Genomic DNA, 13,632 nt, shown 5'->3' on the forward strand with positions numbered 1-13,632 from the left:
TCACGATCGGGCGGTTGATGCTTTGTGGTGTCGCCCGGCACTCATCGCCGGGCCGGGGTCTTCACTGCGACTTCGCCTTTACGGCAGCGAATACGCCGTCGGTCTGTTTCTTGAAGGTCGCGAGATCGACCTGGCTGCCGTTGAGGATCGTCGACCAATGGCGAACGATTGCCGCCATCGCGATCGTCTCCTTGATCTCCTCGTCGCTCGCGCCGTTGAGCTTGGCGGCCTCGGTGTGGAAATAGATGCAATACTGGCACGGGATCTGTGACGCGACCGCGAGCCCCATCAACTCCTTGGTCTTGCCGTCAAGCGCGGTCTTGGGGTTGAGCTGGACGCCCTTGATCTCGGCCCAGGCGCCGGCGATGGCGACGTCAGGCAGTGTCTTGAACATATCCGGCACGGAGCCGAGCGTCGCCTCGATGTCCTTGTAGGCCGCTGTCGCCGACGCATCCTCGGCCTTCGCCGGAGTGATCGTGAACAGCGCGCCAATGCCCGCCGCGATCATAAGTGACCTGACATTCAGTTTTGACTTGGGCATTTCATCCTCCGTTCGCAGCGCCTTTCCCGGCGATATCCGCCTTGGCCTGCATGGGGAATTGATACCGCCTACATCGGTGCCCCCGCTTCGCCCGAAAGCGCCATGGCTCTCATGGCCCGTCCGGGCCAGTCTGCCTGGCGGAAAATGCCGCCGCCGCCGCTCGCGATGGCAGGTCGAGCTTGAGCAGTATGTTGGCGACGTGGCGCTTGACCGTGTGCTCGCTCAGCCTGAGTTCCGCGGCGATCGCCGCATTGCTCTTGCCATCGGCGATCAAATTCACGACTTCGCTCTCGCGCGTTGTCAGGCAGGCCGGTTCGGTCGCCCTGGTCTTGGGCCGGCAAGCCGGTTCCAGGTGCTGTTCGGACATCGCAAGCACAAGCGCCAGCGGCTCGTCCAGCTCGTCGATGGCGATACGCCCGCGATCGACGAAATGAAGTCCCGAGCCGACTGCCAGATCGGCGACCAGCCTCGATGCCAGTATCTCGCCGCGCCCGGCGAGAGCGGCGAGTTGTATCGTCACGCGGCTCGTCAATCCTGCAGGGGGCCCGCGCAACTCGATCTCGCCGACATGCGCCCCTTGCGCGCTTGCCACCCCGATTTGCTGCGCCGCGTCGCGCAACGCCGCCGCGCAGCGTAAGGCCCGTCCCGGGCCGTCGAAACGCGAAATCATCATTTCGCCATGCATATCCGCGCAGCGCCCGCCATGGCGCACCACAAGTGTCCGCCATGTTTCGTGGAAATGCTCGCTGCGTTCGCTCCACATCCTGTCGCCAAGCCGTGCCGTGTCGTAGATGCGTGTCACCAGAAGTGCCGCCAGAATGCGTTCGGCTTCCGCCACGGCGCGCTCGCCGGTCAGGAATTCCTCGATCAGGTCGGCCACCCGGTCGACATCGCCGGTCCAGATCGGATGGTCGCGCCCCGGGATTTCGACCAGCCGCGCGTTGGGAATCTTCCTGGCCAGAAAGCGGCTGGCGTCGGGATCGACCCGCACGTCGTTGCGGCGATGGATCAGCAGCGTCGGCGCGTCGATCGCCGCCAGGATACCGCGTACGTCGATCTCCGCGTTCATCCGCGCCAGCGCCGCCGCTGCCGTCGGGCTGGCCGAGAGCCGTTCGAACCGCGCCCACCAGGTTGAAAATCGGGCGTCATCGACCCTGCCCGGCGCGAAATTGGGCAAGGTGGCGCCTGTCCCCCAGGCCGTCTCGGCCGTCGCGATGAAGGCTTCCAGACGCTCCGGCGGCATCACCCATTTGTGGAAATGGGCATAGCCGCCATAGAGCGCCAGCGCCCGCGCGCGCTCCGGATAGGTGGCGGCGAACAGCATCGCCATCGGCGCGCCTTCGGAAGCGCCAAGCAGGGCGGCACGGCCGCTGCCGGCCGCATCCATCACCGCGCGCACATCGTCCATGCGGGTCTCGAGGCTGGGCAGGTGATGGACGTCGACGCGGTCGGAGAGACCCGTGCCGCGCTTGTCGAACAGGATCAGCCGTGAGAACGCCGAAAGCCGCCTCAGGAGTCTGGTATAGCCCTCGTCTTCCCAGTGCAGGTCGAGATTGGAGATGAAGCCCGGCACGAAGACGAGATCGAACGATCCCTGGCCGATCACCTGATAGGCGATCCGCACCTCGCCGCTAAGGGCGTATCGGGTCTCGATCGGCCTCACGAGGGTATCCGCCCGGCCTGACGATTTCTGATCGCCAACCATAGCAGAGCCGCGCCGGCTGCGGCAGTTTATATTTTAGCGGAAGTGAATGTGCGGCCGCCGCAGCTATTCTTGCGGTGCCGCGACGTCACCCGGAAAAGCCTCGAGCCCAAGCTTGAGATCGGCCTCCGCCGGCGTGATCGGCCGCTTGATCCTGGCCGAAGCGACCACAACCAGTTCGTCGAAGCCTTCGCCGCCGCTGTCCAGCATCTCGAAAAACTGGCGCCGCATCCTCGGCTCCCAGAACTTGTTGATATGCTCGGCGACGCCGGCAACGCCTTCCTCGCGTGGTCTGGAGTGGAAAAAGGCGGCGATCTGGTTGGCCATGCGCACCAGCTTTTCCCGTGTGCTCATGATGTGCTCTTCGTCATGCGACATGCTGGGTAACTCCGAAGATCACCCGGTCAGGGTGCGTAAAAACATCGAAATCATCGCCGCGCACCAACGCCACCAGCGTCATGCCGGCTTCCTGCGCCGTGCGGACGGCAAGGGCGGTGGGAGCGGAAACGGCGATGATGAAGGCCGAACCGATCGCTGCCGTCTTCTGCACCATCTCGACCGAAACACGGCTGGTCACCACGACCGCGCCCGATGCGCCATCGATATTGGCCTTGGCCAGCGCCCCCGCCAGCTTGTCGAGCGCATTGTGGCGGCCGACATCCTCGCGCGCCATGACGACGCCCTTGCCAGGCACGTAGAAGCCGGCGGCATGCACGGCGCCCGTCTCGGTATGCAGCGGCTGCACCTTCGACAGCAACTTGACCGAGCGGATGATGTCGTCGGCCTCAAGCGTACGTTTCGACGCACCGACCGCATCGACCGAGCGCATCGCTTCCTCGATGGATTCGATGCCGCAGAGCCCGCAGCCGACCGGTCCGGCGAGCCGCCGCCGCCGCGCCTCGAAGCGCGTATTGGCCTGGTCCTTCAGCCGGATCTGAATATCGATGCCGGCGCCATGATCTTCCACTTCGATGGCTTCGATCTCGTCAGGCGCGGCGATGATGCCTTCGGTCAGCGAGAAGCCGAGCGCGAAATCCTCGAAATCGGCGGGGCTCGCCATCATCACCGCGTGCGTGGTGCCGGCAAAGGAGAACGCCACCGGCGTCTCCTCCGGAACCATACGGTCGGCCGCAGCCGTGCCGCCGGCGCGGTGCGCCAGCCGCGATATCTGCGTCGTCGCTTTGCGGCGCGCGGCCAAGAGCTACTCCGCCGCCTGCAGCGGGGCGATGCGACGGCTCTGCTTGGCCTGCTCGTCATAGTCGCGCTGCCATTCCGACGGGCCGTTGGAAGCGCCGACCTGCACCGCGGTCACCTTGTATTCAGGACAATTGGTCGCCCAGTCGGAGAAGTCGGTGGTGATGACGTTGGCCTGCGTGTCGGGATGGTGGAAGGTGGTGTAGACCACGCCCGGCGACACCCGGTCGGTGATCAGCGCGCGCAGCGTCGTCTCGCCCGAACGGCTGGTCAGCCGGACCCAGTCGCCATCGCGCAGGCCACGGTTTTCGGCGTCATGCGGATGGATTTCCAGCCGGTCCTCGGAGTGCCACATGACATTTTCGGTACGCCGTGTCTGCGCGCCGACATTGTATTGGCTGAGGATACGGCCGGTGGTCAGCAGCAGCGGGAAGCGCGGTCCGGTCCTTTCGTCCGTCGCCACATATTCGGTGCGGATGAACTTGCCCTTGCCGCGCACGAAGCCGTCGACATGCATGATCGGCGTGCCGAGCGGTGCCTTGTCGTTGCAGGGCCATTGCACGGAACCGACGCGGTCGAGCAGGTCGAAGGAGACGTTGGCGAAGCTTGGCGTCGTCTTGGCGATCTCGTCCATGATTTCGGACGGATGCGTATAGTTCCAGTCGAGCCCGATGGCGCGGGCAAGCTCCTGCGTTGCCTCCCAATCGGCGTAGCGCGCCTTCGGTTCCAGCACCTTGCGCACCATGTTGATGCGGCGCTCGGCATTGGTGAAGGTGCCGTCCTTCTCGAGGAAGGTCGAGCCGGGCAGGAAGACATGCGCGTAGTTCGCCGTCTCGTTGAGGAAAAGGTCGTGCACGACCACGCATTCCATCGCGGCAAGGCCGGCGGCGACATGCTTGGTGTCGGGATCGGACTGCAGGATGTCCTCGCCCTGGATGTAGATGCCCTTGAACGATCCGTCGACGGCGGCATCCAGCATGTTGGGGATGCGCAGGCCGGGCTCGTCGTCCAGCTTCACACCCCACAGGCTCTCATAGATGTCGCGCACCGCGTCGCCCGAAATGTGCCGGTAGCCCGGCAGTTCATGCGGGAACGAGCCCATGTCGCACGAGCCCTGCACGTTGTTCTGGCCGCGCAGCGGGTTCACGCCGACGCCCGGGCGGCCGATATTGCCGGTGGCCATTGCGAGGTTGGCGATCGCCATCACCGTGGTCGAGCCCTGGCTGTGCTCGGTGACGCCGAGGCCGTAGTAGATCGCGCCATTGCCGCCCTTGGCGTAGAGGCGCGCGGCACCGCGGATCAGCTCGGGATCGACGCCGGACAGCTTGCCCACGGTTTCGGGGCTGTTTTCCGGCAGGGCGACGAAGGACGCCCAGTCCTGGAATTCCGCCCAGTCGCAGCGCTCACGGATAAAGGCTTCGTCGAAAAGGCCCTCGGTGACGATGACATGCGCCAGCGACGTCAGCACGGCGACATTGGTGCCGGGCTTCAGCGGCAGGTGGTAGTCCGCCTCGACATGGGCCGACTTGACCATCTCCGTGCGGCGCGGATCGAGCACGATCAGCTTGGCACCCTGGCGCAGCCGCTTCTTCAGCCGCGAGGCGAACACCGGGTGCGCGGACGCCGGATTGGCGCCGATGATGACGGCGACGTCGGTGAATTCGACGGAATCGAAATCCTGCGTGCCGGCCGAGGTGCCGTAGGTCTGGCCGAGCCCATAGCCGGTCGGCGAATGGCAGACGCGCGCGCAGGTGTCGACATTGTTGTTGCGGAAGCCCTGCCGCACCAGCTTCTGGACGAGATAGGTCTCCTCATTCGTGCAGCGCGAGGAGGTGATGCCGCCGATGGCGGTGCGGCCGTACTGGTACTGGATACGGCGGAATTCCTTGGCCGTATGGGCGATCGCCTCTTCCCAGCTCACCTCGCGCCAGGGATCGCTGACCTTTTCGCGGATCATCGGCGACAGGATGCGGTCCTTGTGGGTGGCGTAGCCATAGGCGAAGCGGCCCTTCACGCAGGAATGGCCGTGGTTGGCCATACCCTCCTTGTAGGGCATCATGCGGATGACCTCGTCGCCCTTCACTTCGGCCTTGAACGAGCAGCCGACGCCGCAATAGGCGCAGGTGGTGACGGCCGAGCGCTCCGGCAGGCCCTTTTCGAGCACGGTCTTCTCGCGCAGCGCATCGGTCGGGCAGGCCTGCACGCAGGCGCCGCAGGACACGCATTCGGAAGCGATGAAATCCTCGTGCATGCCGGCGACCATGCGCGATTCGAAGCCGCGGCCCTCGATGGTCAGCGCAAAAGTGCCTTGCACCTCCTCGCAGGCGCGCACGCAGCGCGAGCAGACGATGCACTGCGCCGGATCGTAGGTGAAATAGGGGTTGGATTCATCACGCGCGATGTAGTCGACCGCGAGCGAGCCATGGCCCGGCGCGACGCCGCCTTCTTCCTTGACGTGGTTGCGGCCCTCGACGCCGTAGCGATTTTCGGTCAGGCCGACGGACTTCGCCACCACATCGAACTCGCTGGCGCCGGTTCCGGCCTTCTCGTTCCAGCCGGTCGGATGGTCGGAGACGTAGAGTTCCATGACGCCGCGGCGGATGGCATCGAGCCTGTCCGACTGCGTGCGCACCACCATGCCTTCGCCGACCGGCGTCGTGCAGGAGGCCGGCGTGCCGCCGCGCCCTTCGATCTCGACGAGGCAGACGCGGCAGGAACCGAAGGAGTCCAGCATGTCGGTGGCGCAGAGTTTCGGGATTTCGACTCCGCCTTCCATCGCCGCACGCATGATCGACGTGCCTTCCGGCACGCTGATGCTGCGGCCATCGACGGTCAGCGTGACCTGCTTCTCAGCCTTCGATTGCGGAGTCCCGTAATCGAGTTCTTCGATGAGCGTCGGGAAGTCGGCCTTGATGTTCATCTGCCAGCTCCTATTCAGCAGCCACGCGCGCTGGCGCGGGCTTGAAATCCTCGGGGAAATGCGTGATCGAGCTCATCACCGGGTAGGGCGTGAAGCCGCCCAGCGCGCAGAGCGAACCGAATTTCATCGTGTTGCAGAGGTCCGTGACCAGAGCGAGGTTCTTCTCCGGCTCGATGCCGGCGGCGAGCCTGTCGATGGTTTCCACGCCCCGCGTCGAGCCGATGCGGCAAGGCGTGCACTTGCCGCAGCTTTCGATGGCGCAGAACTCCATGGCGAAGCGTGCCTGCTTCAGCATGTCGGCGGTGTCGTCGAAAACCGTGATGCCGGCGTGGCCGATCAGTCCATCGCGCTTGGCGAATTCTTCATAGTCGAACGGCGTGTCGAACAGCGCGCGCGGGAAATAGGCGCCGAGCGGGCCGCCGACCTGCACCGCCTTCACCGGGCGTCCGGTGGACGTGCCGCCGCCGATCTCATCGACGATCTCGCCCAGCGTCAGGCCGAAAGCGGTTTCGAACAGGCCGCCTTGCTTGACGTTGCCGGCGATCTGGATCGGGATCGTGCCGCGTGAGCGGCCCATGCCGAAATCCTTGTAGAAGGCGGCACCCTTGTCCATGATAACTGGAACGGAAGCCAGCGAGATGACGTTGTTGATCACCGTCGGCTTGCCGAACAACCCTTGTATCGCGGGCAGCGGCGGCTTGGCGCGCACCACCCCGCGCTTGCCTTCCAGGCTGTTGAGCAACGAGGTTTCCTCGCCGCAGACATAGGCACCGGCACCGACGCGGATTTCCATGTCGAAGGCGTTGGGCGAACCCAGCACATTGACGCCGAGCACACCGGCCTTGCGAGCGATCTCGACGGCCTTGTTCATGACAGCCACCGCGTGCGGATATTCCGAGCGGATGTAGACAAAACCCTTGGTCGCGCCGGTGGCGATGCCGGCGATTGCCATCCCTTCGATGAGCACGAAGGGGTCGCCTTCCATGATCATGCGGTCGGCGAAGGTGGCGCTGTCGCCCTCATCGGCGTTGCAGACGATGTATTTGCGCTCCGATGTCGTATCGAGCACCGTCTTCCATTTGATGCCGGTCGGAAAGCCCGCGCCGCCACGGCCGCGCAGGCCGGATTCGGTCACCTGCTTGACGATGTCGGCGGGCGCCATGGCCACCGCATTCTGCAGGCCCTTCAATCCGCCGAGCGATTTGTAGGCGTCGAGCGACAGCGGGTCGTTGATGCCGCAGCGCGCGAAGGTCAGCCGTGTCTGCTTGGCGAGGAACGGGATCTTGTCGGGCGCGCCGAGCCAGCGCTTGTGATGCCCGCCCTTGAGGAAGCCGCTGTCGAACAGGCTCTTCACGTCCGACGGCTTCACCGGCCCGTAGGCGACGCGGCCATTGGCTGTCGCCACTTCGACCATCGGTTCGAGGAAATAGGCGCCGCGCGAGCCGTTGCGCACGATCTTGGCCTCGATGCCGCGCTCGGCAAGTTCATTTGCGATCGCTTTGGCGACCTTTTCCGCGCCCAGCGCCAGCGCGCCGGAATCGCCGGGAATGTAGATGCGGGGGGTCATGAGCGCACCTCGGCGACGAGCTCGTGGATCTTGTCATCATCGAGCCGTCCGATCACCTCGCCGTCCAGCATCGCCGACGGCGAACAGGCGCACAGGCCGAGACAATAGACTGGCTCAAGCGTAACCGATCCGTCACGCGTGGTCTCATGGAAATCGATGCCGAGCAACTGCTTGACCCTGGCGGCGACCGCGTCCGAACCCATCGACTGGCAGGCTTCCGCCTGGCAGAGCTTGAGCACGCGCCGGCCGGCCGGCCGGGCACGGAAATCATGATAGAAGGTGACGACACCGTGCACCTCGGCCCTGGAGAGGTTCAGCCCATCGGCGATGACCGGCACGGCGTCCTGCGGGACGTGGCCGAATTCTTCCTGGATACCGTGGAGGATCGGCAGCAGCGGACCTTCGAGATCCTTCAACTCCTGGACAATCGCCGCCGTGCGGGATGCGATCTCGGTACTTGCTGGCTGCATCGTCACGCAGCGCCCTCCCTGGTCGATGGCTTTATCGCTAAGTCTTTACAAAATCAGAGGAAACCCCTGAAATCAATAAAGCTGATCCGTTGCTCGATAGAAATTTTCTATCAAGCTCTTCCGCCTCAATTCTCTAACCTAGCGGTGCGCGCGGAAATCGTCTGCCAGCGCCATCGCCTCGTCCAGCAGCGCCTGCACCAGCGGCGTATGCGGCTCACGCGGCGCGGCGACCAGCCCTACCGTGTGGCTGGCATCGGGCTCGACGATCGGAATGGCACGGATCGGTTCGGAAAAACCGAATGTTTCCGCAAGGTTGAGCGGCATGATCGACGACCATTTGCCGGTCCGGATGTGCGAGAACAGCACGATCATCGAGTTCGATTCCAGCGTCGGCCGCACCTGCACGCCGGCTTCCGCCAGGTGCTGGTCGATGATGCGGCGGTTCTGCATGTCCGGCGTCAACAGGCACAGCGGCAAATGACTGATCTCCGCCCATGTCACTTTGTCGCGGTCCGAATAGGGAGTGCCGATAGCGGTGATCAACTGGTAGCGCTCGTCATAAAGCGGCACGCTGGTCACCCGCCCGAGCGGCTCGTTGTCAAGATAGGTGATGCCGGCATCGACATCGAAATTGCCGAGCAGCGACAGCACTTCGATCGAGGTTCGCGACAGCACCGAAAAGGTGACACCGGGGTGCTTGTCTCGAAAGGGTGTCGTCAATCGGGCCACCATGGCCAACGCTGTCGGGATGGCGGCAATGCGGATGCGGCCGGAAAGGCCGTGGCGGGCGGCACGCATCTCCTCGCGCATGGTCCTGGAGTCGCCGACGATGCGGCGCGCCCAGACCAACACCTGCTTGCCCTCCGGCGTCAGCCCCTGAAAGCGCGAGCCGCGATTGACCAGCATGACGCCGAGCTGGCCCTCGAGCTGTTTGATCCCGGCCGACAGGGTCGGCTGCGTAACCCCGCACGCTTCAGCCGCCCGGCCGAAATGCTCCTCCTTGGCCAGTGCGATGAAGAATTCCAGCTTGTCGATCATAGGTGAAGCTAACCGGCGCAGCCGCACCGCGCCAGATGGTTGCTGCTACAGCTGACAATCGTGCCGCCCCCAACCGTTGCGCAATCGCAAAAAACTACCTGTCGACGAGATTCAGGATGTTGCCGTCCGGATCCTTGAACCAAGCGACCTTCATGCCCTGCCCGACATGGACATCGCCTTCCAGCGTCAAACCGGGCATCTCGTAGTGTTCAAAGACGACGCCCTTCGATTTCAGCGCGGCGACGACGGTGCCGATCGCGTCTCCGACCGTCCACGTCACCGCTGTCGCCTTGTTGGTTCCGGCGAACTGGGAGCGATAGACATTGACGGTGGTGTTGCCGCTTTTGTACACGATCAGTTCGCCGCCCTCATCGTGCACCTGTTTCAGGCCGAGCGTCCCCGCATAGAAAGCCTTTGCCTTGGCCAGGTCCCTGACCGCGAGATTGGCCGTTGCGTTGCTGTTTTCAAGCATGATCGTCTCCTTCCCTGATTGTTCCCTCGTCAGTGAACCTGTCCGCGTCGAACGTGCCATTGCTGAAGTAGGGCCGGCCAGCCGCTTGACGAGCGTCAAGGACATGCGCCTTGCTGCAAGTTGTGCCTTCAAACGGCGCCGATCCACATCTTTCAGCCGGCTTACTGTTTCCTGCGGGCCCGTGCGGCGCTATGTGGATGCAACTGGTGCGCAGGGAGGGACGAACATGCTGGGCTGGTTCCGCAAGCTGTTGCCGCGCGAAGATCGCTTCTTCGACCTGTTCGAACAGCATTCCCGTACCGTGGTCGCCGGCGCCGAGGCACTCCAGCTGCTTCTCCAGGGCAAGGATATCGAACGCAGGTGCCGGGAGATCATCGATCTCGAAAACGAGGCGGACGACATAACCGCGCAGGTGCTGCTTGCGGTGCGGCGGTCTTTCATCACGCCTTTCGACCGCGGCGACATCAAGGATCTGATCCAGTCGATGGATGATGCCATCGACACGATGCACAAGACCGTCAAGACGGTGCGGCTGTTCGAAAAGCACGAATTCGATCCGCTGATGCAGGAAATGGGTGGCGTCATCGTCGACGCTGCCAAGCTGGTCGCGGAGGCGATCCCGCTGCTCGCCAAGGTCGGCGCCAACAGCGCACGCCTCAATGAACTCGCCGAGGAGGTCATGCGTGCCGAGGGCCGGGCCGACGACCTGCATGAGCAGGGTTTGAAGGACCTGTTCAAGCGCCACAATGGCGGTGACGCGATGGCCTATTTGATCGGCTCGGAGATATATGGCCAGCTCGAGAAGGTGGTCGACCGTTTCGAGGACGTCGCCAACGAGATCAGCGGCATCGTCATCGAGAACGTCTAGGCGATGGAAGCGACCATCGCCTTTCCCCTGCTCGCCGGCCTCGTTGCCGTGGCGCTGTTCTTCGATTTTCTCAATGGCCTGCACGACGCCGCCAACTCCATCGCCACCATCGTCTCCACGCGGGTGCTGCGGCCGCATTATGCGGTGCTGTGGGCGGCCTTCTTCAATTTCATCGCCTTCCTGTTCTTCGGCCTTCATGTCGCCGAGACCGTCGGCAAGGGCATCGTCGACGTCGGCGTCGTCACCCCGGCGGTGATCTTCTCGGCGCTGGTCGGCGCCATTGTCTGGAACATCGTAACCTGGATCGCCGGTATTCCGTCGAGTAGCTCGCACGCGCTGATCGGCGGGTTGGTCGGGGCCGGGGTCGCCAAGGCGGGCTTCGGCGCCATCGTCTGGTCGGGCCTCGGCAAGACGGTCGCCGCGATCGTGCTGTCGCCGGCAACCGGTTTCGTCCTGGCGCTTCTCCTGGTCCTGGTGGTTTCATGGCTGTTCGTGCGCCAGACGCCATTCGCCGTCGACAGCACGTTTCGCGTCCTGCAGTTCTTTTCGGCCTCGCTCTATTCGCTCGGCCATGGCGGCAACGACGCCCAGAAAACCATGGGCATCATTGCCGTGCTGCTCTATTCGCAAGGCATGCTCGGCACCTCGTTCTATGTGCCGCTGTGGGTCGTCCTCACCTGCCAGTCGGCGCTGGCGCTGGGCACGCTTTTGGGCGGCTGGCGCATCGTCCACACAATGGGCTCGAAGATCACGCGCCTCAATCCGATGCAGGGCTTCTGCGCCGAGACCGGCGGCGCGATCACCCTGTTCGCAGCCACCTTGCTCGGCGTCCCGGTCTCGACCACGCACACCATCACCGGTGCCATTATCGGTGTCGGCGCGGCCCGGCGTGTCTCGGCGGTGCGCTGGGGCATCGCCGGCAACATCGTCGTCGCCTGGGTCGTGACCTTGCCGGCGACGGCGGCGATTTCCGCTCTCACCTACCTGGCGCTCAGCCTGGCCCGGTGATGTCGCGGCGTGGCGCTTGGACCAGCCGCCGATCTGCACTATGTGAGCAGCACCTTAAGCCGAGGAAGAATTGTTATGGCCGTCACCAAGGAAACCGTCGTCGAGCGCCTGAAGACCGTCAACGGGCCCGATTTCACCGGCAACATCGTCGATCTCGGCATGGTTTCGGAGATTTTCATCGCCGATTCGAAAGTCTTCTTCTCGATCACCGTTCCCGCCGCGCGGGCCCAGGAGATGGAGCCGTTGCGCGCCGCCGCCGAGCGGGTGGTGAAGGCCATTCCCGGCGTCGCCGGTGCGGTCGTCGCGCTGACGGCGGAAAAGAAAGGCGGCGGCATGGAGGCGCCGGTTCCATCGCGTCCCGCACCCAGGCCGGCTCCGCCCGCCGCCGCACCTCGGGCGGCTCCGCATGCTCCTGCTTCTCAGAGCCATGGCAAGCGCGGCGTCCCCGGCATCGAGGCGATCATCGCGGTTGCTTCGGGCAAGGGCGGCGTCGGCAAGTCGACCACGGCCGTCAATCTGGCGCTCGGCCTTGCCGCCAACGGCTTGCGGGTCGGCGTGCTCGATGCCGACATCTATGGCCCGTCGATGCCCAGGCTGCTCAACATCCATGGCCGGCCGCAGACGGTCGACGGCAAGATCCTGAAACCCATGGAGAATTACGGCCTCAAGGTGATGTCGATGGGGTTCCTCGTCGATGAGGAAACACCGATGATCTGGCGCGGGCCGATGGTTATGTCGGCGCTCACCCAGATGCTGCGCGAAGTCGAATGGGGGCGGCTCGACGTGCTTGTCGTCGACATGCCGCCCGGCACCGGCGATGCCCAGCTCACCATGGCCCAGCAGGTGCCGCTGGCCGGCGCGGTCATCGTCTCGACGCCACAGGACCTGGCGCTGATCGACGCCCGCAAAGGTCTCAATATGTTCAAAAAAGTCGATGTGCCGCTGCTCGGCATTGTCGAGAACATGAGCTACTTCCTCGCCCCTGACACCGGCAAGCGCTACGATATTTTCGGCCATGGCGGCGCGCGCCGCGAGGCCGAGAGGCTGGGCGTCACCTTCCTCGGCGAGGTGCCGCTGGAAATGGGCATTCGCGAAAGCTCGGACGCCGGCACGCCGGTGGTCGTCTCGAAACCGGATGGCGCCGAAGCGAAAATCTATCGCGATATCGCTTCCAAGGTTTGGTACAGGGTCAATGAGGAACGCGGCGCGGCCGAAGCGGCGGTGCCAAACATCGTGTTTGAGTGACCCCTCAAGGATCAGCCGCCCACTTTCTCGCCGAATGCCGAAAAGAACTGTCCGGCCAGTTTCTTCGAGGTCGATTCGATCAGCCGGCTGCCGAGCTGCGCGATCTTGCCGCCGACTTCTGCCTTGGCCGCGTATTTGAGGACCGTCGCGTCCGGCCCGTCGGCGGTGAGGGTGACGTCGGCACCGCCCTTGGCGAAGCCGGCAATGCCACCCTTGCCTTCGCCCTGGATGGTGTAGGCATGCGGCGGCTTGAGATTCCTGAGCGTCACTTCGCCGTTGAAGGTCGCCTTGATCGGACCGATCTTCAGCACCACCGTTGCCGCCATCTCGGTCGCCGATTTCATTTCCAGGCTCTGACAGCCCGGAATGGCGTCCTTCAGGACGATTGGGTCATTCAGCGCTTCCCACACTTTCTTCACGGGTGCGGCGATACGTTCCTCGCCCTCGATCACCAAAGCCATTTAAACCTCCCCATCGCCAATGTCGGATTGGTCGTAGCGCGCGGTTCGATAGCTGTCTATCGCACCAAAGTCCGGATTCAGATCACGCGTGCCCCTTGCCTGCATCGGCGCGTTGTCATATCGATTTGTCATACAAATACGGAGAC

Annotated in this window: 13 protein-coding genes; 3 read left to right on the top strand and 10 right to left on the bottom strand. The window is 64.1% G+C overall.

Annotated elements, in window-relative coordinates:
• Positions 1 to 61: 61 nt before the first annotated feature.
• The 9 genes from O7A60_RS09950 to O7A60_RS09990 all read right to left on the bottom strand — a co-directional run bounded on the left by O7A60_RS09950 (position 62) and on the right by O7A60_RS09990 (position 9,904).
• Positions 62 to 541 (bottom strand): carboxymuconolactone decarboxylase family protein, encoded by a 480-nt coding sequence (locus O7A60_RS09950; protein ID WP_140716557.1) that lies wholly within the window; start codon positions 539 to 541, stop codon positions 62 to 64.
• A gap of 109 nt (positions 542 to 650) precedes the next feature.
• Positions 651 to 2,204: an alpha/beta fold hydrolase gene (locus O7A60_RS09955; RefSeq protein WP_337106097.1), complete on the bottom strand. Its 1,554-nt coding sequence runs from the start codon at positions 2,202 to 2,204 to the stop codon at positions 651 to 653.
• 105 nt (positions 2,205 to 2,309) lie between these two features.
• Entirely contained in the window at positions 2,310 to 2,621 is a 312-nt protein-coding gene (locus tag O7A60_RS09960) for a formate dehydrogenase subunit delta (protein WP_027142158.1), read from the bottom strand.
• Complete coding sequence (gene fdhD, locus O7A60_RS09965) at positions 2,611 to 3,441, bottom strand: formate dehydrogenase accessory sulfurtransferase FdhD (protein WP_337106098.1); 831 nt, start codon at positions 3,439 to 3,441, stop codon at positions 2,611 to 2,613. The genes O7A60_RS09960 and fdhD overlap by 11 nt, the downstream gene beginning before the upstream one ends.
• 3 nt (positions 3,442 to 3,444) lie before the next feature.
• Positions 3,445 to 6,357 (bottom strand): formate dehydrogenase subunit alpha, encoded by a 2,913-nt coding sequence (gene fdhF, locus O7A60_RS09970; protein ID WP_337106099.1) that lies wholly within the window; start codon positions 6,355 to 6,357, stop codon positions 3,445 to 3,447.
• 10 nt (positions 6,358 to 6,367) lie between these two features.
• Positions 6,368 to 7,924 (bottom strand): formate dehydrogenase beta subunit, encoded by a 1,557-nt coding sequence (locus O7A60_RS09975; RefSeq protein ID WP_027142155.1) that lies wholly within the window; start codon positions 7,922 to 7,924, stop codon positions 6,368 to 6,370.
• Complete coding sequence (locus O7A60_RS09980; RefSeq protein ID WP_337106100.1) at positions 7,921 to 8,400, bottom strand: formate dehydrogenase subunit gamma; 480 nt, start codon at positions 8,398 to 8,400, stop codon at positions 7,921 to 7,923. Before O7A60_RS09980 ends, O7A60_RS09975 begins: the two co-directional genes overlap by 4 nt.
• A 132-nt stretch (positions 8,401 to 8,532) precedes the next feature.
• On the bottom strand, positions 8,533 to 9,432 hold the full coding sequence (locus O7A60_RS09985; protein ID WP_337106101.1) for a LysR family transcriptional regulator: 900 nt from the start codon (positions 9,430 to 9,432) through the stop codon (positions 8,533 to 8,535).
• A 94-nt stretch (positions 9,433 to 9,526) separates the two neighbouring features.
• The gene (locus tag O7A60_RS09990) at positions 9,527 to 9,904 is read right to left on the bottom strand and encodes a VOC family protein (RefSeq protein ID WP_337106102.1); all 378 of its coding nucleotides are present in this window, start codon (positions 9,902 to 9,904) and stop codon (positions 9,527 to 9,529) included.
• 226 nt (positions 9,905 to 10,130) lie between these two features.
• Between O7A60_RS09990 and O7A60_RS09995 the strand changes: the two genes are divergently transcribed.
• From O7A60_RS09995 to O7A60_RS10005, 3 genes are all read left to right on the top strand, one after another.
• Positions 10,131 to 10,772 carry a DUF47 domain-containing protein gene (locus O7A60_RS09995; RefSeq protein WP_027142151.1) on the top strand — a complete coding sequence of 214 codons (642 nt, stop codon included), beginning with the start codon at positions 10,131 to 10,133 and terminating at the stop codon, positions 10,770 to 10,772.
• 3 nt (positions 10,773 to 10,775) lie between these two features.
• Positions 10,776 to 11,780, top strand: coding sequence for an inorganic phosphate transporter (locus tag O7A60_RS10000; RefSeq protein ID WP_337106103.1), 1,005 nt, complete (start codon positions 10,776 to 10,778; stop codon positions 11,778 to 11,780).
• A gap of 75 nt (positions 11,781 to 11,855) precedes the next feature.
• Positions 11,856 to 13,025, top strand: coding sequence for an Mrp/NBP35 family ATP-binding protein (locus O7A60_RS10005; RefSeq protein ID WP_337106104.1), 1,170 nt, complete (start codon positions 11,856 to 11,858; stop codon positions 13,023 to 13,025).
• A gap of 11 nt (positions 13,026 to 13,036) precedes the next feature.
• Here the strand turns inward: O7A60_RS10005 and O7A60_RS10010 are convergent, their stop codons facing one another.
• Positions 13,037 to 13,486 (bottom strand): SRPBCC family protein, encoded by a 450-nt coding sequence (locus tag O7A60_RS10010; RefSeq protein WP_027142148.1) that lies wholly within the window; start codon positions 13,484 to 13,486, stop codon positions 13,037 to 13,039.
• Positions 13,487 to 13,632: the final 146 nt, after the last annotated feature.

This window comes from Mesorhizobium salmacidum (SeqCode), assembly GCF_037179605.1.
Classification (GTDB): domain Bacteria; phylum Pseudomonadota; class Alphaproteobacteria; order Rhizobiales; family Rhizobiaceae; genus Mesorhizobium; species Mesorhizobium salmacidum.